Origin of the sequence: Streptomyces sp. NPDC102402 (assembly GCF_044765765.1) — a bacterium.
Lineage (GTDB): Bacteria > Actinomycetota > Actinomycetes > Streptomycetales > Streptomycetaceae > Streptomyces.
In genome coordinates this window covers 15,654-37,410 of record NZ_JBIWKR010000012.1, presented here as the reverse complement: position 1 = coordinate 37,410, position 21,757 = coordinate 15,654, and the positions used below count along the sequence as shown (strand labels likewise).

The window sequence follows — 21,757 nt, the reverse complement described above, 5'->3', positions numbered from 1 at the left end:
CATGATCACCCCTGACGAAGCGCGGCTCGTGCGGGAGCACACCGTCTACTCGTGCGTGATGGGCTCCCGGGCCTTCGGGCTGGCCACGGATGACAGCGACACGGACCGGCGCGGGGTGTTCCTCGCGCCGACCCCGCTCTTCTGGGGCTTCACGAAACCGCCCTCCCACGTCGAGGGGCCGGCCGACGAGCAGTTCTCCTGGGAGCTGGAGCGCTTCTGCGAGCTGGCGCTGCGGGCCAACCCCAATGTGCTGGAGTGCCTGCACTCGCCGATCGTGGAGCGGATCGACGCCAGGGGCGAGGAGCTCCTCGGCCTGCGCGACGCCTTCCTCTCCCGGCAGGCCCACGGGACGTTCGTACGCTACGCGCTGGGCCGGCGCCGGAAGCTGGAGGCCGATGTCCGGACGCACGGCGCTCCGCGCTGGAAGCACGCCATGCACCTGCTGCGACTGCTGGCGTCCTGCCGGGACCTGCTGCGGACCGGCCTGCTGACGATCGACGTCCAGGACGCGCGGGAGGACCTGCTGGCGGTGAAGCGGGGCGAGGTCCCGTGGTCCGAGGTGGAGCGGCGGATGACGCGCCTGGCCGAGGAGAACGACGAGGCGGCCGTCCGCTCCCCGCTGCCGCCGGAGCCGGACCGGGAGCGGGTGGAGGCGTTCCTGGTCCGGCTCCGGCGGGCTTCGGCGGCCGGGTGACTCAGGCGGGGGCCACCGGGCGGCGGGCCACCCAGAGCTGACGGGTGGAGCGGACGACCAGGTCGTCGCGGTGGCGGACGTCCCGCGGGCCGCCGTCGAGCAGGGTGCCGAGCTCGGTGAGGTCCGCGGCGTCGGCCCTGCCGTCGAGGGCGCCTCGGATGCGGGAGAACACGATCTGCGCGTAGCGGCCGGCGCCGGCGGGCAGCGGTGCGCGCAGCTCCAGCAGTTCCGCGCTCTCGTGCTCGACGGTGAGACCGGCCGCCGCGAGCAGTACGGCCCAGTCGGCGCCCAGGTGCGGTACCTGCTCGCCGTGGAGCACGTCCAGCGCCGCACGGCAGCGGGCCTCCAGGCCGGGGCCGCCCGCCTCGGCACCGTCCGGCAGGAAGCGCGGCAGCCCGTCCAGCTCGGCGACGGCCAGCAGGCCGCCGGGACGCAGCGCGGCACGAGCCGCTGTGAGCGCGGCGGCCGGATCGTCGACGTGGTGCAGGGAGGCGGACGCCCAGACGAGGTCGGCGCCCTCGATGGAGGCGAGCCCCGCCGCGGCGTCCGCCTCCAGGGGACGCACCCTGTCGCCCAGGCCCCTGGCGCGGGCCGCCTCGACGAGCCGTGCCAGCATCGCGGGCGAGGTGTCGACGGCGGTCACCTCGGCCTCGGGGAAACGTTCCAGCAGGGCGAACGTGCCCGTGCCCGTGCCCGATCCGAGGTCGACGACGTGCCGGACGCCTTCACCGGCGAGGCTCGCGATGCGCTCGGTCACGGCGTCGAGGTAGGGGGCGAACAGCTCGGCGTCGAGGTCGAGCATCTCGGCGAGATCGCTGTCCTGGACCGCGTCGTCCGCGTGGTGGTCGTGCCCGTGGGAGCGGTCGTGGGAGTGGTCGTGCGCGTGGGGGCGGGCGCCGTGCTCGTGGGCGTGCGGGCCTGATGCGGAACGTGTCATGCCACCCAGCCTATGAAGGATTGCGTTCTGCGCATACCGTCTTGCCCATGACGCAAGAAGGTAGTGATCTCGACGGCCTCGTACGCAAACGGGTCCGGGCCCTGCGGGCCGCGCACGGCTGGTCGCTCGACGACCTCGCCGCCCGCTGCCACCTCAGCGCCTCCACGCTCAGCCGGATCGAGACCGGGCACCGCAGGATCGCGCTCGACCAGCTCACCGTGATCGCCCGGGCCCTGGGGTCCTCGCTCGACCAGCTCGTCGAGGCGGCGGAGGACGACGTGGTCACGAACCCCACGCACAACCCGGCGCACGGTCTGACCCAGTGGGCGATGCGCGGTGAGCCCGGCGTCACGGTGGCCCGCATACGGCTCACCGGACCTCCCCCCGAAGGGCCCTCGGCGCTCAAGGCGCATCCCGGCCGCGAGTGGTTCACGGTGCTGTCCGGCACGGTGATGCTGGTGCTGGGCGAACGGAGGCTGCGGGTGGAGGAGGGACAGGCGGCGGAGTTCACGACGATGCTCCCGCACGCGCTGGGCGCCGTCGGCGGCCCGGCCGAGGTCCTCGGCATCTTCGACCGGGACGGCCGCCGCTCCCACCTGCGCGAGCGTGGGTGAGGGGCGGACGCCGCGGTGTCAGGACGGGAGGGGCTCCCCCAGCCGGGTCCGGACGACGAGATCGTGCAGGGCGTCGAACCCCGAAGGCGCGCCGGCGAGCCGTGACGCGGCCTGCGCCTCGTCGAGGACCACGTGCAGCGCCTCGACGTCACGTGCGGCGGCGGCGGAGTCGGCCGGGTCCGCGGCCCCGTGCTCGGCGGCCGACTTCGCCTCGATCAGCGCGGGGAGGAAGGCGGGCGCCCGCACCTCTCCCAGCAGGGTCGGCAGATGCGCCACCAGTTCGCCGGTGCGCATCAGGTGGATGCCGGTGAGCAGGGCGCGGAAGGTATAGAGGAGCGGCTTCAGTTCGCCGGTCCTCTCGTGGAGCCGCCACTGCGTGCCGGCGAAGCCCCGGTAGTGGTGGGCGTGGTTGCGGGTCACCACCGCCGGTGCCAGCGAGGCGAGTTCCGCGTGGAGTTCCGTGGTGTGCACCACGAGCGGCGAGAGCAGCTGCTCCAGCACGTAGCCGTTGGGCTTCAGCATGAGCCGGACGAACTTGCGCAGGTCGTGGGTGACGAGGTCCATCTCGGTCCCGTCGTGGTCCCACATCCGCGAGCGCGTCTCCTCCGGCTCCCGCAGGCCCACGAGATCCTCCGCCGGCAGGACGTGGACCCCCCGCAGGTCCACGTCCGAGTCCCGCGAGGGGAAGCCGTACAGGTGGGCGCCCGAGACCGTGGCGAAAAGGAGCGGGAAGGGCTCCCCGGCGAGTATCGGAGTCAGGTCGGTGACCGGCAGCCCGGCCCCCCGCGGGAGTGTCGTGTCGCTGTGCATGGATCAAGCGTCCCAGAGGGCGGCCAGGGACAGCAGGTCGCTGCGGTACTCGATCCGTTCCGACCACTCCTTGGGCCAGGCCCCCGCCCCCAGGTGCGCTCCGGCCAGCGCGCCCGTCAGACAGCCCAGGGAGTCGGAGTCGCCCCGTGTGCAGGCGGCCCGGCGCAGCGCGGTGACCGGCTCCTCGGGGAAGAGCAGGAAGCAGTGCAGGGCGGTGGCGAGTGCTTCCTCGGCGATCCAGCCGTCGCCGGTCCGCTCGCACGGGTCGGTCTCCGGGGAGGGATCGCGCAGGGCGTCCTGGACGGCCGCGAGCGCGGTCAGGCACTCGTCCCAGCCCCGGCTGATGTACGCCTCGGGCGAGGCGTCATGGGTGTGCCGCCACAGGTCACCGAGCCACCGGCTGAGGTAGCGGCCACGGTTCTCGTACGCGTACGAGCGCAACTGACCGACGAGGCCGAGCGGTTCGGCCCCCTGGGCGAGGAGGAACACCGCGCGGGCCATCAGGTCGGAGGCGGCCAGCGCCGTGGGGTGGCCGTGGGTGAGCGCGGCCTGGAGCTGGGCGGCGCCGGAACGCTGTTCCTCGCTGAGGCCGGGCACGAGGCCGATGGGCGCGACGCGCATGTCGGCGCCGCAGCCCTTGGAGCCGGTCCGGCTGGCCTCCTGCCAGGGCCGGTCGCCCTCCAGCAGTTCACACGCCTCGATGCAGGTACGGCCGGGAGCGCGGTTGTTCTCGGGTGAGCGGTTCCACCGGACGAACTCCTCCCGGACCGGGCCCACCATCCGCTCCGGCGTGAGCAGCCCCTCGTCCATGGCGGTGCGGATGCCACGGCCCAGGGCGAGGGTCATCTGGGTGTCGTCGGTGACGAACGCGGGCTTCGGCAGCCGCATCTCGCGCCACGGCCCGCACTTGGCGAGGATCGCGGGGACGTTGTTGAACTCGGTGGGGAAGCCCAGCGCGTCACCGAGCGCGAGCCCGGTCAGGGCGCCGGTGGCAGCCTGCTTGGTGAGTATCCGTGTCGGGATCATGATGTCCGTCCTTCAGGGCGTCCTTCCGGGCGCAGCAAGGGTGGGTGCAGGGCGGTAGCGGCACCCGCCCGGTAGAGGGCGGCGGGCTTTCCCCGTCCGCCGGTGCGGCGCGGCGGGCCGTCCACGGCCTGGACGAAGCCGGGCGTGGTGAGGACCTTGCGCCTGAAGTTGGGGCGGTCGAGCGCGACGCCCCAGACGGTCTCGTAGACCTGCTGGAGCTCGCCGAGGGTGAACTCGGCGGGGCAGAACGTGGTGGCGAGGCAGGAGTACTCGAGCCTGGCGCCGATCCGGTCGTGCGCGTCCGCCAGGATGCGGTCGTGGTCGAAGGCGAGCGGCCCGGTGCCGTCCGCGTCCCACCACTGCGCGTGTGCCGCGTCCCCGCCGCCCCGTGGTTCGGGGAGGTCGGGCACGAGAGCGGCGTACGCGACGGAGACCACCCGCATCCTGGGGTCACGGTCCGGGTCGCTGTAGGTGCGCAGTTGTTCGAGGTGGAAGCCGCACACGGACCTCTTCGTCAGCCCCGTCTCCTCGGCGAGCTCGCGGCGGGCCGCCTCCTCGGCGGACTCCCGGGGGAGCACGAATCCGCCGGGCAGGGCCCACCGGCCCTCGTAGGGCGCCTGGCCGCGTTCCACGAGCAGCACGTGGAGCCGCGCTTCGCGGACGGTGAAGACGGCGAGGTCGACGGTGACGGCGAAGGGGACGAAGGCGTGGGGGTCGTACCCCTCGGGGGCGGTGCTCATCGGTGCTCCGGCAGGGGTGCGGTGAAGTGCCAGCCGGCGTCGAGGAGGCCGTCCACGGCGGCGACCGCCGCCGCGAGGCGTTCGTCGCGGTCCCCGGTGATCTCGATGAACCTCCGCCCCGTACGGGTGAGTTCGGCGCGGAAGCGATCCGTCATCCAGGGCCGCAGCTCCTCGCCGTCACGCAGCCCGTCGTCCTCGAAGGCGACTCCCTCGTGGTCGGTGAGCAGCCAGAGGTGGTGGGCGACCCGGTCGGCGGTCTCCTCGACGAGCGGGTTGCGTCCGCCGATGTAGCGCTCGTGCCAGACCGTGGTGGCGAAGGAGTCGGTGTCGCAGAAGAGCACGGGGGACCCGGCCCGCGCGGCGGCCTCCTCCCGGGCGTTCTGGGTCTCGGCGATGAGGGGGAAGTCCTCGGTGGTGAAGGTGACGTCCTCCCACTGGACACCCGGCCACCGCTCACGCAGCGAAGCGAGCTTCGCCTCGCTGAACTCCCGGCCGTATTCGGCGACATAGCCGGTCCGTGCCCACACGCCGCCGCGCCGGCGGTAGTGAGCCGCCAGGGCGCGGGCCAGGGTCGTGGTGCCGGTGGACTCGGCACCGAGCACGACGATCCGGCGGGCGAGCGCGGCGCGCACGGGCGGCTCCAGGTAGTCCCAGCAGCCGGCCGGGTCCGCGCGGACCGCGGTGCCCGATACGGGGAACAGGGTGCGGCCGGGGTCGACGAGCACGGACTGCGCGCCGAAGCGGCGGGCGAGTTCCTCGCCGTACGTCTCCGATGTGAAGACGGCGTCGACCCGCTCGGGCACGGCCGCGGTGAACACCTCCATGTGCGCGTCCCAGACCGCCGCGTCATTGAGGTCCATGTGGGTGTCGTCGACCGCGCCCACCACCCGTACACCGGGGTGGGCCTCCCGCATCCAGGCGACCCGGTCGGCGAGCGGGACGGATTCGACGGAGGAGGCGCAGACCAGGACGGTGAGCCGTTCGCAGCGGTCCCGCGCGGTGCGGACGAGGTGGTGGTGGCCGGCGTGCGGCGGGTAGAACTTGCCGAGGACGAGACCGTGCCCGTGGCGCTTCACGCCGCCACCACCGCGTCCGCGCGCCGGTGGGCGGCGAGGTCCCTGCTCCAGTTGCGCAGCCCGACGAGGCAGAGCGTGAGGAAGCCGGCGTACAGCAGGGAGGTCAGGTAGAGCTCCTTGTACGCGTAGAGCGGGATGTAGACCACGTCGGCGGCGATCCACAGCCACCAGGACTCGACGCGCTTGCGGCACTGCCCGTACGTCGCCATGAGGGACAGCGATGTCGTCAGGGCGTCCCAGAAGGGCACGGTCGAGTCCGTGGCCCGGGACAGCAGCAGGGTGAGGCCGAGGGTGCCCGCCGCCCCCGCCGCGAGCAGCCAGGTCCATTCGGTGCGGGTGGTGCTCCGCACCGGCAGGACGGTCGCACCTGGTCCACCCCCGTGGGTCCAGGTCCACCAGCCGTACGCGGCGAGGGAGATGAAGACGATCTGCAGGCCGGCGTCGGCGTACAGACCGGACTGGGCGAACAGCAGGATGAAGAACAGGTTGTTGGCGATGCCGATCGGCCAGTTGGCGAGGTGCTGGCGGGCCACGAGCCAGACGCACAGAGCACCGCTGCCGAAACCCAGCACCTCGGTCCAGCTGACCGGGGTGTCCAGGACCGTCACCAGGGGCTGCTGCAGGGGATCGAGTATGTCCGCGAGCGTCACCGCGCCGCCTCCTTCTTTAATGGTCACTCTGACTATAAAGAAGAAACGGCGGCGGCAAAAGGCCCGCGGCCGGTTCCTGTTCGAAAAGATGAACGAGAACCGGCCGCGGGCCGTTCGGTGCCGGGCGGTGGGCTACAGCCCGACCTCGCGCATCAGCATGCCGACCTCGGTGTTGGTCAGGCGTCGCAGCCAGCCGGACTTCTGGTCACCCAGCGGAATCGGCCCGAAGGACGTGCGCACCAGCCGCTCGACCGGGAAGCCGGCCTCGGCCAGCATCCGGCGGACGATGTGCTTGCGGCCCTCGTGGAGCGTGACCTCGACCAGGTAGTTCTTGCCGGTGTTCTCGACGACCCGGAAGTGGTCGGCGCGGGCGTACCCGTCCTCCAGCTGGATGCCGTCCTTGAGCCGCTTGCCGAGGTCGCGCGGGAGCGGTCCCTGGATGGCGGCCAGGTAGGTCTTCTTCACGCCGTACTTGGGGTGCGTCAGACGGTGGGCCAGCTCACCGTGGTTGGTGAGCAGGATGATGCCCTCGGTCTCGGTGTCGAGCCGCCCGACGTGGAACAGCCGTGTCTCGCGGTTGGTGACGTAGTCGCCGAGGTTCTGGCGACCGTCCGGGTCACCCATGGTGGAGACGACGCCGGCCGGCTTGTTCAGCGCGAAGAAGAGGTACGACTGGGTCGCGACGGTCAGGCCGTCGACCTTGATCTCGTCGTGCTGCGGGTCGACGCGCATGCCCTGCTCGAGGACGATCTCGCCGTTGACCTCGACCCTGGCCTGCTCGATCAGCTCCTCGCACGCCCGGCGGGAGCCCATCCCGGCGCGGGCGAGGATCTTCTGCAGACGCTCGCCCTCCTGCTCGGCGCCCGGGTGCGTCTTCGGCGTCCTGATCTCGGGCTTCTCGGCGTACCGGTCGCGGTTGCGCTGCTCGATCTTGGCGTCGAGCTCGCGGGGGCGGGCGGGCGCGCCCTGGCGCCGGCCGCCCTTGCTCACGTTCTGAGCGGGCTTCGTCGGCCCGCCCTTGGCGCCGCCGCGCGCCGCCGTGCCCCGGCCCTTGCGGGGGCCGCCGTCGCCGCCCGGCTTGTCGGAGCCCACGTCGTAGCGGCGCTCCTCGGGGCGGGGCCGGCGGGGGCGCTGCTCCTGCTTGTCGTCACGCCCGGAGCCGGAGACCCGGGGGTTCGGGTTGCTGTTCCTGCCGGTGCCGGCGTTGTTCCTGGCGCTCCGGCCGCCGCCACCGCTCCGGCCGCCGCCGCTGTTGCCGCTTCCGCTGTTCCTGCCACTGCTTCGCATCAAAAATCCGTCTTGTCGTGTGCGTGAGTATCCGGGGTGTCCGGTGCGTCCGGATCGAACGACGGCACACCCTCTAGCGTCTCAGCCTCGATCGCGTCCGCCTCCGGGAGGAAGGGCGCGAGCTCCGGGAGCTCGTCCAGGCCTCGCAGGCCCATGCGCTCCAGAAAGTAGTTCGTCGTCCTGTACAGGATCGCACCTGTTTCGGGTTCCGCGCCCGCCTCCCCGACGAGACCCCTCTGGAGCAGGGTCCTCATGACGCCGTCGCAGTTCACTCCGCGTACCGCCGAGACCCTCGACCGGCTGACCGGCTGACGGTACGCGACCACCGCGAGCGTCTCCAGCGCCGCCTGGGTGAGCCGGGCGTGCTGGCCGTCCAGGACGAAGCCCTCGACCGCCTCCGCGTACTCCGGGCGGGTGTAGAAGCGCCAGCCCCCGGCGACGAGCCTGAGGTCGAATCCGCGGCGCTGGACGGTGTACTCGTCGGCCAGCTCCCGCAGGGCGTCCGCGACGGCCCTGCGGGGCCGCTGGAGGACCTTGGCGAGGTGCTCCTCGGTGGCGGGCTCGTCGACGACCATGAGGACCGCCTCCAGGGCGGGCTTGAGGTCGAGCCCGGCAACCGTGGCGTCCTGCCCGTCATCGTCCGTTCTCATGCCTGTGCGTCCTCCTGTGGCTCGCGCACCTCTTGGTCGAACTCGTCCGTGACCACCGGTTCCGCCCCCTCGCCCCCCGCCCAGCGCACCAGGAGCTCTCCGAGCGCCTCCTCCTGGTCCAGTGCGACCGCCTTCTCCCGGTAGAGCTCCAGGAGCGCCAGGAAGCGGGCGACGACCGTGAGGGTGTCCTCCGCGTCCTCGGTGAGCGCCTGGAAGCTGATCTCCCCCTCCGCGCGCAGCCGGGCCACGACGATCTCGGCCTGTTCACGCACGCTGACCAGGGGCGCGTGGATGTGGTCTACGTACACCTGCGGCTTCGGCTTCGGCTGCATCGCCTTCACGGCGAGCCGGGCGAACCCCTCGGGGCCGATGCTGATCACGACCTCGGGCAGCAGTGCGGCGTGCTGGGGCTCGAGTCCGACGGTACGGGGGTAGCGGCGGGCCTCGGACTCCAGCCGGTCGCTGAAGATCTCCGCGATCCGCTTGTACGCGCGGTACTGCAGCAGCCGCGCGAAGAGCAGGTCACGCGCTTCCAGCAGGGCGAGGTCCGCCTCGTCCTCCACCTCGGCCGTGGGGAGGAGCCGCGCGGCCTTCAGGTCGAGGAGGGTCGCGGCGACGACGAGGAACTCGGTGGTCTGGTCGAGGTCCCAGTCCGGCCCCATGGCGCGGATGTGCGCCATGAACTCGTCGGTGACCTTGGACAGGGCGACCTCGGTCACGTCGAGCTTGTGCTTGGAGATCAGCTGGAGGAGCAGGTCGAAGGGGCCCTCGAAGTTGACCAGCCGCACGGTGAACCGCCGGTCGCCGGAGGCTTCGACGGCCGGCTCGCCGGCCCCCTCGGGGGCGTCGGCGCGTGCTTCCGCCGCCTCCACGGGCGACAAGGCCCCCGGAAGGCCCTCGACGGGGCCGACGGCGGCCTGCGGGGCCTGCGGGGCCTGCGGGGCCTGCGGGGCCTGTGCGGCCTGCGGGGCCTGCGGGGCCTGTGCGGCCTGCGGGGCCTGTGCGGCCTGCGGGGCCGCCCCGTCGCCCGGCGGGGCCGACAGGGCCTCCTGGGCGGCCTCAGGCTCCGCGGGGGACGCCGCGGCCCGTATCCCAGGCCCGCGGCCGAGGGCGCGGCGGGTCCGGCGGGGCGTGTCGTCGGCAGTCGGCATGTGCTGGGGTCCAGGGGTGCGGCGGGAGGCGGGCGGTGGGCCCCGGGGGCGGGGCCGCCCGTACGGCGTCCCTCCCCCGGCAGGCTACCGGCGCGGCGCCGGTCAGCGGCCCCGCAGCCGCCGTACGAGGATGCTCGCGTCGCCGCGCGACTCCAGGTCCGCCAGCACGACCGCGACCGCCTCCCGGACGATGCGCCCGCGGTCGACGGCCAGTCCGTGTTCACCGCGCAGCACGAGGCGCGCGTGCTCGAGGTCCATGAGTTCCTCGGCCGACACGTAGACGGTGATCTTCTCGTCGTGGCGCTCACGTCCGCTGGGCCGGCGGTTCGCCCCTCGTCCGCCCCCGCCCCCGCGTCCGCGCTGCGGCTGGACCTGGACGGTGGGAGCGGCCTCCTGGGGCGGCACCGTGCGGGCCCGGGGCGGGCCGGACGTTCCCTGCCCCTCCCCGTCGGCACGGCTGCGGGAGCCGCCGCCGTCGGCGTCCGCCGCGGAGTGCTCCTCCCGGGACGCCCCTGCGGGTGTGGCTCCGGTCGCCGGTGCGCCGCCCTGGCCTGCCTCCGCGGCCGGATCGCTTCCTCCGGCCGGTGCGGGGACCCGCGCCTCGCCGTTCGCCTTGCGTCTCCGCTCGGCGGGGGACGAGGCCTGAAGACCCATGCCCCCGGTGGTACGGAACAGCTCGTCGGCCCCCGGCAGACTCACTCGGCGTGACACCGGGCGAGCACCTCCCTGGCGAGCTGGCGGTAGGCGGCGGCACCGACGGAGTTGGACGCGTACGTGGTGATGGGCTCACCGGCGACCGTGGTCTCCGGGAAGCGCACGGTCCGCCCGATGACGGTGTGGTAGACGTGGTCGTCGAAGGCCTCGACGACACGTGCCAGCACCTCGCGGCTGTGCACCGTGCGGGAGTCGTACATGGTGGCGAGGATGCCGTCCAGCTCCAGCTCGGGGTTGAGCCTCTCCTGGACCTTCTCGATGGTCTCGGTGAGGAGCGCCACACCGCGCAGCGCGAAGAACTCGCACTCCAGCGGGACTATCACCTTGTGAGCCGCCGTCAGGGCGTTCACGGTGAGCAGGCCGAGCGAGGGCTGACAGTCGATCACGATGTAGTCGTAGTCGGCCATCAGCGGCTTGAGGGCGCGCTGCAGCGTCGACTCCCGGGCCACCTCGCTCACCAGCTGCACCTCGGCGGCCGAGAGGTCGATGTTGCTCGGGAGCAGGTCCATGTTGGGCACGGCCGTCTTCAGCAGGACGTCGTCGGCCGCCATGCCCCGCTCCATGAGCAGGTTGTAGACGGTGAGGTCGAGCTCCATCGGGTTGACCCCGAGGCCGACGGAAAGGGCTCCCTGCGGGTCGAAGTCGACGAGCAGGACGCGCCGGCCGTACTCCGCGAGTGCGGCACCCAGGTTGATGGTCGACGTGGTCTTGCCCACACCGCCCTTCTGGTTGCACATCGCGATGATCTTCGCGGGACCGTGATCGGTCAGCGGACCGGGAATCGGGAAGTACGGCAGCGGCCGGCCGGTCGGGCCGATCCGCTCGCGGCGCTGGCGGGCGGCGTCGGGCGCGAGCGTGGCCGCGTACTCCGGATCGGGCTCGTATTCGGCATCGGGGTCGTAGAAGTGCCCCTCGGGCACCTCGGCGAAGTCGGCGAAGTGGGCGGTCTCCCGGCCACTCTCGTTGCCGGCCATGGCGTTCACGTGTAGGCCGTCCATCATCTGGGGGGCTGTCGTCATCTGCTGGTGGGTGGCGAAGGTGCGGACAGCGACGGAGCCGACAGCTTCGAGCCCGATCGGGCTCAGACCCCGTGCAGGCATCCCTGGTTGACCACCCCCGGGAGTAATTGTCGACTCATTCACAAGTCGTCTTACCTCCTTGGATGTGACCAGGAAACTTATCGATAGGTCAGCGTGGCACCATGCCGACGATTGGCGACTCTATGGCGTGTCACCGGTTCGCAGCAACACAATCCGCCGGACCCGGCCCGATGTGTCGGCAATCGAACACCCCTCTGTCAAGAGCACGGAGCGCCCGGGGCGCACCTTTCGCGGGGGTGCAAAAAGGGTAGAGGGCTATGTCTCCGGCGAGTTGGGCCGGGCCCCCTCACACGTCCGGCCGGACCTTGCTGGGCAAGGTCCGGCCGGACGTGTGAGGTTGACGGAGGGGGTTGACCCGCTCAGCCGATGAGCGTGCTCAGTTCGACGTGGTCGAGACCGTGAGCCTCGGCCACCTCGCGGTAAACCACCTGGCCGTCATGGGTGTTGAGACCCTTGGCGAGCGCGGCGTCGCGACGCAGGGCGCCGACCCAGCCCCGGTTCGCGAGCTCCAGGATGTAGGGCAGCGTGGCGTTGGTGAGGGCGTACGTGGAGGTGTTCGGCACGGCGCCCGGCATGTTCGCGACACAGTAGAAGACCGAGTTGTGGACCATGAAGGTCGGCTCGGCGTGCGTGGTCGGATGCGAGTCCTCGAAGCAGCCGCCCTGGTCGATCGCAATGTCGACAAGAACACTTCCGGGCTTCATCTTGGCGACCAGTTCGTTGGTGACCAGCTTCGGCGCCTTCGCACCGGGGATGAGGACGGCGCCCACGACGAGGTCGGCCTCGACGACGGCCTTCTCGAGCTCGAGCGCGTTGGAGACGACCGTCCGGACCTTCGTGCCGAAGACCTTGTCGGCCTCGCGCAGCTTGTTGATGTCCCTGTCGAGCAGTGTCACGTGGAAGCCGAGCCCGACGGCGATCTGGGTGGCGTTCCAGCCGGAGACCCCGCCGCCGATGACGACGGCCCTGGCCGACCCCGTGCCGGGGACACCGCCGGGGAGCACGCCGCGACCGCCGACCGAGCGCATCAGGTGGTAGGCGCCGACCTGCGGGGCGAGGCGGCCGGCCACCTCGGACATCGGGGCGAGCAGCGGCAGGGCGCGGGTCGCGGTCTCGACGGTCTCGTAGGCGATGGCGGTCGTGCCCGACGCGATCAGCGCGTCCGTGCACGCGCGGGAGGCGGCGAGGTGCAGGTACGTGAAGAGCGTCTGGTCCTTGCGGAGGCGGTGGTACTCCTCGGCGACCGGCTCCTTGACCTTGAGCAGCAGGTCGGCGGCGGCCCAGACCTCGTCGGCGGTCGGCAGGATCCGCGCGCCGGCGGCGACGTACTCCGCGTCGGGGATGGAGGAACCCTCACCGGCGTGCTGCTCGACGAGCACCTGGTGGCCGTGACGGACGAGCTCATGCACTCCGGCAGGGGTGATCGCCACCCGGAACTCGTTGTTCTTGACTTCGCGGGGGATGCCGACCTTCACGTCGATCACGGTCCTTGGCTCGGAGATGTGCTCGGACATAGCAGGAGGTACCCGCATGAACCAAGCATAGGGGGAGACACCGCAGAGATGTGCGGCAGAGCCATCATTAATGAAGGGCTTCCCGCTGTCCAGCCTTACAAAGCATTAAGTTTCGACGGAAGCACTACGGATTTCGTAGGCAGAGCCTTCCTCTCCCAGCAGCCTGTCGGCCGCTGCCCGGTGCAGCCGGGCCGCCGCCGGGTCCCCCAGACGGTCCAGGGTGTCCGCCAGCCTGAGCTCCAGCGCGGCCTGGAGCCGCACGTCACCGGCCCTGCGCGCCAGATCGACCGCTTCCCGGCAGGTGTGCAGCGACTCCTGCGGCCTGCCCGCGTACTCCTGCACCCGCGCGGCCTCGCTGAGCGCACGCGCCTGGGCGGCCGGGTCCCCGAGCCTGCGGTGGCCCGCCGCCGCCGCCCGCCAGTCGCGCAGCGCCTCGCCGTAGCGCCCGGCGTACGTGTGGACGGCTCCCAGCCGGCCGTAGAGCCGCGCCGCGTCGGCCCGCTCCCCCTGGCCCAGGCGCTGCGCGAGGGCCCGGCCGTACCAGTCGGAGGCCCGGTTGTAGTCGCCCAGCTCGGCGTACGCGCCGCCTGCGGATTCCATCGCGCGGCCGGTCGCGTAGAGGTCGTTCGCCGCGCGCCCGGCGTCCAGTGCGGCCCGGTAGCGGGCCAGTGCCTCCCGCGTACGGCCGGTCCTGGCGTCCAGATCGGCGAGATTGAGCAGGGCCGCGGCCCTCTCCCGGGGCAGGTCGCGGCGGACCGCCACATCGAGGACCAGGCCGTGCAGCCCGTACAGCACGGGGGCGGCGTCCTCGGTCCCCCGGTGCGCGGCGAGGGCCCGGACCAGCGCGGCCACCAGCCGGCGGGCGAGGGTGTCCAGGTCCCCTTCCCCCACCGCGGCGCGGGCGGACGCCAGCAGCGCGGGCTCCCGGATCCGCAGCCACTCGGCGGCGGCCTCGGGATGGGGGAAGCGCAGGGAGCGCGGCAGCCCCGCCAGCCTGCGGCGGGCCGGGGAGTCCTCGGGTTCGGTGACCGCCCGGCACGCCTGGAGCCGGCGGACGGTCCGCTCCAGCATCCGGGCCCGGGCCAGCTGGATCTCGGCGGGCCGCTCCCTCTCCTCCAGCGCGGCGCGCACCAGCGGGGCGAGGCAGCCGGGCACCTCGTACTGCGGGAGCTCCGCGCCGTTGGTCCGGAGCAGCCCGGACCGGACGAAGTCGTCCAGGGTGTCCTGCGCCGCCGACACCGAGCACCCGGCCAGCGCGGACGCGGTGTGGGCGTCGGCCAGGCCGGCGGGGGCGAGGGCGAGCAGACGCAGTATCCGGGCGGCGGCCGACGGCAGCGAGTCGTGGACCAGCTGGAACGCGCGGGGCAACGGACGTGTCGCGGAGGGCTGTTCGGAATCGTCCTGCTGTTCCCGCAGTTGCTTGGCGACGTCCGCGACCGACGCGCCCGGCCGGGCGGCGAGCCAGCCCGCGACCAGGGTGAGTGCGGCGGGCTGCCCCCCGCACTCCTCCGTGAGCGTCTCCGCGGTGCGCGGATCGACGGTGATGCGGACCTGCCCGATGGTGCGGGCGAGCAACTGCACGGCCGAGCCCGCGTCCAGGCCGCCGATGGTGCACGGGCGGACGCCGGGGATTCCGGTGAGGGGCCCGGTCGCGGTGGCGACGACCAGGCAGTCGGGGTTGTCCGGCAGCAGGGGGTCGACCTGTCCGGCGTCCACGGCGTCGTCGAGCACGATCAGGGCGCGGCGCGCGGCGAACGCCTCGCGGACCATCTCGGCCAGTTCGTCCTCGTCGGTCCCGGGCGGGGCGGTGACGGAGAGGAGGTCCAGGAGTCCGCGTGCGGTGCGCTCCAGGGGGACGCGCTCGCCCCCGGGCTCGGTGAGCGTGGCCCGGAAGACCCCGTCGGGGTAGTCGCCCGGTTCCGCGAGCCGGCGGGCGAGTTCGGCGGCGAGGGCGCTGCGTCCGGATCCGGGCCGGCCGGCGATCAGCAGGACCCGGGCGCGTGCCGCCTTGCGGCCGGCCAGGGTATCCAGGCCGGCCCCCTCGACGTCCTCCTGAAGGGCCTTCAACTCGCGTTCACGGCCGAAGAACTGGGCTGGAGCGGCGCCAGGCGGTTCCTTGGCTCCCGCTGTCCCCGCCACTGAGGCCGGGCCGCTGGTGTCCACCGCCTGATCGGTCACGGGCCACGCTCCACTTCGCTGCACGCGGTTGCCCGCCGGAACTCCGGGCGGGGCCTTTCGAGCGTAGTTCAGCGGTGCGGACGATCACGGCCGAGCGGGGCGGACACATCCCTCGATCGGATCAGCTTTTCGTACGATCACCCCCCGATCGGCCCAGACCCGGTACCGGCCCGCCCCACAGGGACGGACCGGGCGGCTCAGGGACGGACGGAGGCTCAAGGACGGACCCGGGCGGCTCGGGAACGGACCGGACGGCTCAGGCTTCGAACGGGCGGGCCGGCCAGGGCGCCTGGGCGGGACGCAGCGAGTCCACCCCGTCGCCCGCCAGCACCGCGGTCAGCGACAGGACGCCCACCACCAGGCAGTTGTTGTGCAGGTCCCCGGCGAGGACCCCCCGTACGAGCTCCTCCAGGGGCACCCTGGCCTGCTCCATGTCGGCCTCCTCCTCGGCGACCTCGAAGCGCTCGCCCTCGGCCTCGGAGAGGTCCCGGGCGAGGAAGACGCGCACGGCTTCGTCGCAGCCGCCGGGCGTGGTGTAGACGTCGGTCAGCACCCGCCAGTCCTCGGCCTTGACGTGGGCCTCCTCGTACAGCTCGCGCTGCGCGGCGTGCAGCGGGTTCTCGCCGGGGACGTCGAGCAGCCCCGCCGGGATCTCCCACAGCTTGTGGCGCACCGGGTGCCGGTACTGCCGCAGGACGAGGACCCTGCCGTCCGCGTCGAGGGCGAGCACGGCGACGGAACCGGGGTGGACCTGGTAGTCGCGGCTGTGGACGCTGCCGTCGGGCATCACGACGTCGTCCGTGCGGACGCTGGTCTTGTTGCCGGTGAAGGGGGTCACCGTCGCGGTGACCTGCCACTCCTCGGGTGTGTCCTGGAAACCCATGTACGTCCTCCCACGAACAAACAGAAACCGGGGTACGCATCCGTGAAGGATCCGTACCCCGGTCAACCGTATCGCCTTACGCGTCGGCGCCCGTCCCGTGCGCCGCGACCTTGCGCTCCACCGCGGCCTTCACCAGACCGGCGAAGAGCGGGTGGGGGCGCGTCGGGCGGGAACGCAGCTCCGGGTGCGCCTGGGTGGCGACCAGGTAGGGGTGCACCTCACGCGGGTACTCGACGTACTCGACGAGCTTGTTGTCCGGGGAGGTGCCGGAGAAGACCAGTCCGGCCTTCTTCTCCAGCTCCGCCCGGTAGCCGTTGTTGACCTCGTAGCGGTGGCGGTGGCGCTCCTCGACGTACGGCTCGCCGGCGTACGCCTCGCGGACCAGGGAGCCCTCGGCGAGCTTCGCCGGGTACATCCCGAGCCGCATGGTGCCGCCCAGGTCGCCGGCGCCCTCGACGTACGCGAGCTGCTCCTCCATCGTCGAGATGACGGGGTGGGCCGTGGCCGCGTCGAACTCGGTGGAGTTGGCGTCGGTGATCCCGGCGAGGTTCCGCGCGGCCTCGATCACGATGCACTGGAGGCCGAGGCAGAGACCGAGCAGCGGCACCTTGTTCTCGCGGGCGAACTGGATGGCGCCGACCTTGCCGACCACACCGCGCTCGCCGAAGCCGCCGGGGATGCAGATCGCGTCGACGTCACCGAGCTGCTTCTGCGCGCCGGCCGGGGTCTTGCAGTCGTCGGAGGCGACCCACTTGACCTTGACCCGTGCCTTGTTCGCGAAGCCGCCGGCCCGGATGGCCTCGGTGACCGAGAGGTAGGCGTCGGGCAGGTCGATGTACTTGCCGACCAGGGCGACGGTGACCTCGTGGTCGGGGTTGTGGACCCGGTCCAGCAGGTCGTCCCAGGTGGTCCAGTCGACGTCGCGGAACGGCAGGTCGAGCTTGCGGACGACGTAGGCGTCCAGGCCCTCGGTGTGCAGCACCTTGGGGATGTCGTAGATCGACCGGGCGTCCTTGCAGGCCACCACGGCGGTCTCGTCGACGTCGCACATCAGGGAGATCTTGCGCTTGATGGCGGTCGGGACGTCGCGGTCGGCGCGCAGCACGATGGCGTCCGGCTGGATACCGATGTTGCGCAGCGCGGCGACCGAGTGCTGGGTGGGCTTGGTCTTCAGCTCGCCGGACGGGCCGATGTAGGGCAGCAGTGAGATGTGCACGACGAAGACGTTGTCGCGGCCGACCTCGTGGCGGACCTGGCGGACCGTCTCCAGGAAGGGCAGCGACTCGATGTCGCCGACCGTGCCGCCGACCTCGGTGATGACGACGTCGACGTCGTCGGTCGCCATGCGGCGGATGCGGTGCTTGATCTCGTTGGTGATGTGCGGGATGACCTGGACGGTGTCACCGAGGTACTCGCCGCGCCGCTCCTTGGCGATCACGGTGTTGTAGACCTGGCCGGTCGTGACGTTGGCCGAGCCGTCGAGGTCGACGTCGAGGAAGCGCTCGTAGTGGCCGATGTCCAGGTCGGTCTCGGCGCCGTCGTTGGTGACGAAGACCTCACCGTGCTGGAAGGGGTTCATCGTGCCGGGGTCGACGTTGAGGTAGGGGTCGAGCTTCTGCATGGTGACCCGCAGGCCACGTGCCTTGAGCAGGGCACCCAGGCTGGAGGCAGTCAGACCCTTGCCGAGGGAGGAGGCGACACCCCCGGTGACGAAGATGTGCTTGGTCGTCGTGGATGTGGGCTGCATAGCCAAAGGGGGCTCCCGTGGTCGCGATCGTGAGGTGCGTGCCGGCATGCCGTACGGAGATTTCCGGAGGCGCCGTCGCTGCGGTTCGGGGGCCTCGTCCACTGTCGGGACGACCACCGGTCCACGGGCTACCAGGGTAACAGCGACGAGGGGAGGGTGCTTCCGGCCATGCCCGCGGCGGCGCGGTCACAAGATCGGCACGTCCGTTTCAGGTCCCACCCATTCGCCCGGGTCGGGCCGCGGACAACTTGCGGACAGTCGCGCGGAACCCCCGGGTGCGTCGTATCCTGCTCGGACACTCGCTGCCGAGTCGGCCGGCCCAGCGGCACCACCCCAGCCCGCTCACCCGCGCAAGAGCTCGTCGGTTCTACTACAACGACCCCTTGACCAGCAGTAAGCGCCCTGCGGGGCGACATGGCCGTTCGACTGGAGACGCACGTGGCCGGGCGCATCGAGGATTACGCACTCATCGGAGACATGCAGACCGCAGCCCTGGTCTGCCGGGACGGCACAGCGGACTGGCTGTGCCTCCCCCGCTTCGACTCACACGCGATTTTCGCCGGACTTCTCGGTACCGAGGAGCACGGCTTCTGGCGGCTGGGACCCGCCCGCGCCGAGGGGGCGGAGGCTCCCGCGGCGGACCGCCGCCGCTATCGCGGCGACTCGCTCATCCTGGAATCGGAGTGGGACACCCCCCGCGGCACGGTCCGCGTGACCGACTTCATGCCGCCGCGTGACGGCGCGCCGCAGCTGATCCGCATCGTGGAGGGCGTGAGCGGCCGGGTTCCGATGCGCTCCGAACTGCGGATGCGTTTCAGTTACGGACGGGTCACCCCGTGGGTGCACAAGGTCGACAACCGCACGGTCGCCGTCGCGGGCCCCGACTCGGTGTGGCTGGACACCGAGGCGGAGACGTACGGCCAGAACCTGACCACGTACTCCGACTTCACCGTGGCGCCCGGCGACCGGATCGCCTTCACGATCAGCTGGCAGCCCTCGCACCACGAGCCGCCCGGTGTGCCGGAGCCCGAGTCGTCCCTGGAGGCGACCGAGAACTTCTGGCGCGAATGGGTCGAGCAGTGCACGTACCACGGCCCCTACCGGGAGGCCGTCGTCCGCTCGCTGATCACGCTCAAGGCGCTCACCTACGCGCCGACCGGCGGCATCGTGGCCGCCCCGACCACCTCCCTGCCCGAGGACATCGGCGGCTCGCGGAACTGGGACTACCGCTACACCTGGCTGCGGGACGCGGCGATCACGCTCTCCTCCCTGCTCCGCACGGGGTACCGCGAGGAGGCCCGCGCGTGGCGCGAGTGGCTGCTGCGGGCCGTCGCGGGCGACCCGGAGAACCTGCAGATCATGTACGGCATCGCGGGTGAGCGGGAGCTCGGCGAGGCGGAGCTGGACTGGCTGCCCGGTTACGAGAACTCCGGGCCGGTCCGGGTAGGCAACGGCGCGGCGAACCAACTCCAGCTCGACGTGTACGGCGAGGTCACCGAGGCCCTGCACCTGGCGCACATGACGGGGCTGACCCGCAACGACTACGCCATGGGTCTCCAGCTCAAGCTGATCAGCTATCTGGAGAAGCACTGGGACGAGCCGGACGAGGGCATCTGGGAGGTGCGCGGGCCGCGCCGGCACTTCGTGCACTCCAAGGTGATGGCCTGGGTCGCCGTCGACCGCACGATCAAGCTGATCGAGTCGGGGGACGCCGAGGGGCCGCTGGAGCGGTGGCACCAGCTGCGTGACGACATCCACCGCGACGTGTGCGAACGGGGCTACGACCCGGAGCGCAACACGTTCACCCAGTCCTACGGGTCGAAGGAACTGGACGCGTCGCTCCTGCTGATCCCGCAGATGGGTTTCCTGCCCCCCGACGACAAGCGGGTCATCGGCACGATCGAGGCGATCCAGCGGGAGCTGTCCACGGAGGACGGTTTCGTCCTGCGCTACCCCACCGAGGGTGATGACGCGGGCGTGGACGGCCTGGAGGGCGACGAGGGCGCGTTCCTGGCCTGCTCCTTCTGGCTGGCGGACGACTTGGCGATGATCGGCCGGGTCGACGAGGCCCGCCGCCTCTTCGAGAAGCTGCTGTCGCTCCGTAACGACCTGGGCCTGCTGGCCGAGGAGTGGGACTCCGGCCTCCAGCGCCAGGTGGGGAACTTCCCGCAGGCGTTCAGCCACGTGCCGCTGATCGACACGGCACTGCGCCTGACGGCCAGCGGGGCGTACGTGGGCTGATCCGGCGCGGGATCCCGTTCCCCCCGCTGTGTTCCGGACCGCCCCGGTCGTCGTCGACGTGTACGGCGGGGGCGGTCCGGCACGTCCGGCGGCCGGTCGGGACGGACCGGGGAGCACAGGGCCGGAGTCCGGTGAGCGCCGGGCCGGTACGGGTGGGCGTCCGGCGTGCCGCCGGGTCCGGCTCGTCGCCGTCCTGCTGCGGGAGCGGCCGATCTCCACGGCCGGGCCTACGATGGAAGGGTCTTGCCACGCCCTGCGAAGGGGGCTCCACATGACGCCCCGCACTGCGGCGGACGCCGCTCCGGCCCGCCTCGGATCCGGTTTCTCCGGTGAGGTCCATGTCCCCGGTGACCCGGGCTACGACGAGGCCCGGACCGTCTTCAACAGCATGATCGACCGCAGACCCGCGGTGGTGGCCCAGTGCGCGTCCGAGGCGGATGTCGTGCGTGCCCTGCGCTTCGCACGCGACGAGGAGCTGGAGGTCGCCGTACGCGGCGGCGGTCACAGCGTCGCGGGCATGGCCCTCAGCGAGGGCGGTCTGGTGGTCGACCTGCGCCGTATGCGGACGGTGGACGTCGACCGCGAGGCCCGGTCGGCCCGCGTCGGCGGCGGCGCCACCATGGGCGACCTGGACCGGGCCACCCAGCCGGACGCCCTGGCGACCACGGGCGGACGGGTCTCGACCACGGGTGTCGGCGGCTTCACGCTCGGCGGCGGATCGGGGTGGCTGGAGCGCGCGTTCGGGCTGGCCTGCGACAACCTGCTGGCCGCCGATGTGGTGACGGCTGACGGCGGCTCCGTCCGCGCGAGCGCGGACGAGAACCCGGAGCTCTTCTGGGCCCTGCACGGCGGCGGTGGCAACTTCGGCGTGGTCACCTCGCTGACGCTGCGGCTGCACGACCTGCCGGCGATGAGCATGGCGCTGCTCCTGTTCCGCCCGGAGAACGGCCCCGAGGCGGTCCGTACGTACCGGGACGTGATGGAGTCCGCCCCGGACGCGGCGGGCGGCGCCTGTATCTACATCACCGGGCCGCCCGAGGAGTGGGTGCCCGAGGCCATGGTGGGCCGCCTCGTGTGCGCGGTCCTGGTCACCTACGCCGGGACGGAGGCGGAGCTGCGCGAGGTGGCGGCTCCCCTGCTGGCGCTGGAGCGCGAGGCCGGGGTGATCGACGGCATCCCCTACGCCGACCTGCAGTGCATGCTCGACGACCCGCCCGGCATGCGGAACTACTGGTCGGCGGAGTATCTGGGCGGCTTCCCCGACGAGGCCGCGGCCGCCTTCTGCGCGGCCGCCGCGACGATGCCCGTCCCCTCCGGTTCGCAGCACGTGCTGTTCCCGATGGGCGGCGCGGTGGCCCGCGGACCCGCCGACTACCCGCTGCCCTGGCGCTCCTCGCCGTGGGCCGTGCATCCCTTCGGTGTCTGGGAGAACGAGACCGACGACGAACAGGGCAGACAGTGGGTGCGCCGGGTCCGCGGCGACCTCGTTCCGTGGGCGAGCGGCGCGGTCTATCTCAACTTCATCGGGCGCGAGGGCCAGGAGCGGGTCGTCGCCGGATTCGGGGAGGACGCCTACGAACGGCTGTCCCGGGTCAAGGCCCGCTACGACCCCGACAACGTCTTCCACCTGAACCACAACGTCAAGCCTGCCGTGGCCGCGGTGTGACGTGCCCCGGCGGAGGCCGGTACCTTCCTGACCGGGGCGTTCTCGCCCCTGGACATGGGACACGAGCGCGTGGGCGCAC

The 21,757-nt window shown here is 72.1% G+C and carries 19 protein-coding genes; 4 read left to right on the top strand and 15 right to left on the bottom strand.

Features of this window, described 5'->3' with window-relative positions; genetic code table 11:
• Position 1 precedes the first annotated feature (1 nt).
• Positions 2 to 694, top strand: a complete 693-nt coding sequence (locus tag ACIRJR_RS28145) for a DNA polymerase beta superfamily protein (protein ID WP_403785692.1) — start codon at positions 2 to 4, stop codon at positions 692 to 694.
• Between the two features lies 1 nt (position 695).
• Here the strand turns inward: ACIRJR_RS28145 and ACIRJR_RS28140 are convergent, their stop codons facing one another.
• Positions 696 to 1,631: a class I SAM-dependent methyltransferase gene (locus tag ACIRJR_RS28140; RefSeq protein WP_403785690.1), complete on the bottom strand. Its 936-nt coding sequence runs from the start codon at positions 1,629 to 1,631 to the stop codon at positions 696 to 698.
• A gap of 47 nt (positions 1,632 to 1,678) precedes the next feature.
• Between ACIRJR_RS28140 and ACIRJR_RS28135 the strand changes: the two genes are divergently transcribed.
• Positions 1,679 to 2,245 (top strand): helix-turn-helix domain-containing protein, encoded by a 567-nt coding sequence (locus ACIRJR_RS28135; protein WP_403785688.1) that lies wholly within the window; start codon positions 1,679 to 1,681, stop codon positions 2,243 to 2,245.
• An 18-nt stretch (positions 2,246 to 2,263) separates the two neighbouring features.
• On the opposite strand, the gene ACIRJR_RS28130 is transcribed toward ACIRJR_RS28135, so the two are convergent.
• The 14 genes from ACIRJR_RS28130 to ACIRJR_RS28065 form a co-directional block, all read right to left on the bottom strand.
• Positions 2,264 to 3,055 carry a DNA polymerase beta superfamily protein gene (locus ACIRJR_RS28130; RefSeq protein WP_403785686.1) on the bottom strand — a complete coding sequence of 264 codons (792 nt, stop codon included), beginning with the start codon at positions 3,053 to 3,055 and terminating at the stop codon, positions 2,264 to 2,266.
• Between the two features lie 3 nt (positions 3,056 to 3,058).
• The gene (locus tag ACIRJR_RS28125; protein ID WP_403785684.1) at positions 3,059 to 4,081 is read right to left on the bottom strand and encodes an ADP-ribosylglycohydrolase family protein; all 1,023 of its coding nucleotides are present in this window, start codon (positions 4,079 to 4,081) and stop codon (positions 3,059 to 3,061) included.
• Positions 4,078 to 4,821 carry an NUDIX hydrolase gene (locus ACIRJR_RS28120; RefSeq protein ID WP_403785682.1) on the bottom strand — a complete coding sequence of 248 codons (744 nt, stop codon included), beginning with the start codon at positions 4,819 to 4,821 and terminating at the stop codon, positions 4,078 to 4,080. Before ACIRJR_RS28120 ends, ACIRJR_RS28125 begins: the two co-directional genes overlap by 4 nt.
• Positions 4,818 to 5,897 carry an AAA family ATPase gene (locus ACIRJR_RS28115; RefSeq protein WP_403785680.1) on the bottom strand — a complete coding sequence of 360 codons (1,080 nt, stop codon included), beginning with the start codon at positions 5,895 to 5,897 and terminating at the stop codon, positions 4,818 to 4,820. The genes ACIRJR_RS28120 and ACIRJR_RS28115 overlap by 4 nt, the downstream gene beginning before the upstream one ends.
• Positions 5,894 to 6,547 (bottom strand): nicotinamide riboside transporter PnuC, encoded by a 654-nt coding sequence (gene pnuC, locus ACIRJR_RS28110; protein WP_403785678.1) that lies wholly within the window; start codon positions 6,545 to 6,547, stop codon positions 5,894 to 5,896. Before pnuC ends, ACIRJR_RS28115 begins: the two co-directional genes overlap by 4 nt.
• Before the next feature lie 132 nt (positions 6,548 to 6,679).
• Positions 6,680 to 7,834 (bottom strand): pseudouridine synthase, encoded by a 1,155-nt coding sequence (locus ACIRJR_RS28105; RefSeq protein WP_403785676.1) that lies wholly within the window; start codon positions 7,832 to 7,834, stop codon positions 6,680 to 6,682.
• A complete protein-coding gene (gene scpB, locus ACIRJR_RS28100) occupies positions 7,834 to 8,484 on the bottom strand; it encodes an SMC-Scp complex subunit ScpB (protein ID WP_403785674.1) in 651 nt (216 codons plus the stop codon). Before scpB ends, ACIRJR_RS28105 begins: the two co-directional genes overlap by 1 nt.
• Positions 8,481 to 9,635, bottom strand: a complete 1,155-nt coding sequence (locus ACIRJR_RS28095; RefSeq protein WP_403785672.1) for a segregation and condensation protein A — start codon at positions 9,633 to 9,635, stop codon at positions 8,481 to 8,483. Before ACIRJR_RS28095 ends, scpB begins: the two co-directional genes overlap by 4 nt.
• Before the next feature lie 102 nt (positions 9,636 to 9,737).
• A complete protein-coding gene (locus ACIRJR_RS28090; protein WP_403785943.1) occupies positions 9,738 to 10,334 on the bottom strand; it encodes a hypothetical protein in 597 nt (198 codons plus the stop codon).
• Positions 10,331 to 11,449, bottom strand: a complete 1,119-nt coding sequence (locus ACIRJR_RS28085) for a ParA family protein (RefSeq protein ID WP_403785670.1) — start codon at positions 11,447 to 11,449, stop codon at positions 10,331 to 10,333. Before ACIRJR_RS28085 ends, ACIRJR_RS28090 begins: the two co-directional genes overlap by 4 nt.
• 359 nt (positions 11,450 to 11,808) lie before the next feature.
• Positions 11,809 to 12,924 (bottom strand): alanine dehydrogenase, encoded by a 1,116-nt coding sequence (gene ald, locus ACIRJR_RS28080; protein ID WP_403785941.1) that lies wholly within the window; start codon positions 12,922 to 12,924, stop codon positions 11,809 to 11,811.
• Positions 12,925 to 13,068: 144 nt separating this feature from the next.
• Entirely contained in the window at positions 13,069 to 15,141 is a 2,073-nt protein-coding gene (locus ACIRJR_RS28075; RefSeq protein WP_403785668.1) for a tetratricopeptide repeat protein, read from the bottom strand.
• Between the two features lie 256 nt (positions 15,142 to 15,397).
• A complete protein-coding gene (locus ACIRJR_RS28070) occupies positions 15,398 to 16,024 on the bottom strand; it encodes an NUDIX domain-containing protein (RefSeq protein ID WP_403785666.1) in 627 nt (208 codons plus the stop codon).
• Positions 16,025 to 16,100: 76 nt separating this feature from the next.
• Entirely contained in the window at positions 16,101 to 17,771 is a 1,671-nt protein-coding gene (locus ACIRJR_RS28065) for a CTP synthase (RefSeq protein ID WP_403785664.1), read from the bottom strand.
• 414 nt (positions 17,772 to 18,185) lie between these two features.
• Between ACIRJR_RS28065 and ACIRJR_RS28060 the strand changes: the two genes are divergently transcribed.
• Together ACIRJR_RS28060 and ACIRJR_RS28055 are read left to right on the top strand one after the other, a co-directional pair.
• Positions 18,186 to 20,012 (top strand): glycoside hydrolase family 15 protein, encoded by a 1,827-nt coding sequence (locus tag ACIRJR_RS28060; protein WP_403785662.1) that lies wholly within the window; start codon positions 18,186 to 18,188, stop codon positions 20,010 to 20,012.
• A gap of 271 nt (positions 20,013 to 20,283) precedes the next feature.
• On the top strand, positions 20,284 to 21,678 hold the full coding sequence (locus tag ACIRJR_RS28055; protein WP_403785660.1) for an FAD-binding oxidoreductase: 1,395 nt from the start codon (positions 20,284 to 20,286) through the stop codon (positions 21,676 to 21,678).
• Positions 21,679 to 21,757 lie beyond the last annotated feature (79 nt).

What these genes read in the sequence shown, in the direction of transcription:
- ACIRJR_RS28145 (WP_403785692.1), top strand. Translation starts at nt 2, where the DNA reads ATGATCACCCCTGACGAAGCGCGGCTCGTGCGGGAGCACACCGTCTAC.
- ACIRJR_RS28070 (WP_403785666.1), bottom strand. Translation starts at nt 16,024, where the DNA reads ATGGGTTTCCAGGACACACCCGAGGAGTGGCAGGTCACCGCGACGGTG.
- scpB (WP_403785674.1), bottom strand. Translation starts at nt 8,484, where the DNA reads ATGAGAACGGACGATGACGGGCAGGACGCCACGGTTGCCGGGCTCGAC.
- ACIRJR_RS28085 (WP_403785670.1), bottom strand. Translation starts at nt 11,449, where the DNA reads ATGCCTGCACGGGGTCTGAGCCCGATCGGGCTCGAAGCTGTCGGCTCC.
- ACIRJR_RS28130 (WP_403785686.1), bottom strand. Translation starts at nt 3,055, where the DNA reads ATGCACAGCGACACGACACTCCCGCGGGGGGCCGGGCTGCCGGTCACC.
- ACIRJR_RS28095 (WP_403785672.1), bottom strand. Translation starts at nt 9,635, where the DNA reads ATGCCGACTGCCGACGACACGCCCCGCCGGACCCGCCGCGCCCTCGGC.
- ACIRJR_RS28055 (WP_403785660.1), top strand. Translation starts at nt 20,284, where the DNA reads ATGACGCCCCGCACTGCGGCGGACGCCGCTCCGGCCCGCCTCGGATCC.
- ACIRJR_RS28135 (WP_403785688.1), top strand. Translation starts at nt 1,679, where the DNA reads ATGACGCAAGAAGGTAGTGATCTCGACGGCCTCGTACGCAAACGGGTC.
- ACIRJR_RS28120 (WP_403785682.1), bottom strand. Translation starts at nt 4,821, where the DNA reads ATGAGCACCGCCCCCGAGGGGTACGACCCCCACGCCTTCGTCCCCTTC.
- ACIRJR_RS28125 (WP_403785684.1), bottom strand. Translation starts at nt 4,081, where the DNA reads ATGATCCCGACACGGATACTCACCAAGCAGGCTGCCACCGGCGCCCTG.
- ACIRJR_RS28065 (WP_403785664.1), bottom strand. Translation starts at nt 17,771, where the DNA reads ATGCAGCCCACATCCACGACGACCAAGCACATCTTCGTCACCGGGGGT.
- ACIRJR_RS28140 (WP_403785690.1), bottom strand. Translation starts at nt 1,631, where the DNA reads ATGACACGTTCCGCATCAGGCCCGCACGCCCACGAGCACGGCGCCCGC.
- ACIRJR_RS28105 (WP_403785676.1), bottom strand. Translation starts at nt 7,834, where the DNA reads ATGCGAAGCAGTGGCAGGAACAGCGGAAGCGGCAACAGCGGCGGCGGC.
- ACIRJR_RS28060 (WP_403785662.1), top strand. Translation starts at nt 18,186, where the DNA reads ATGGCCGTTCGACTGGAGACGCACGTGGCCGGGCGCATCGAGGATTAC.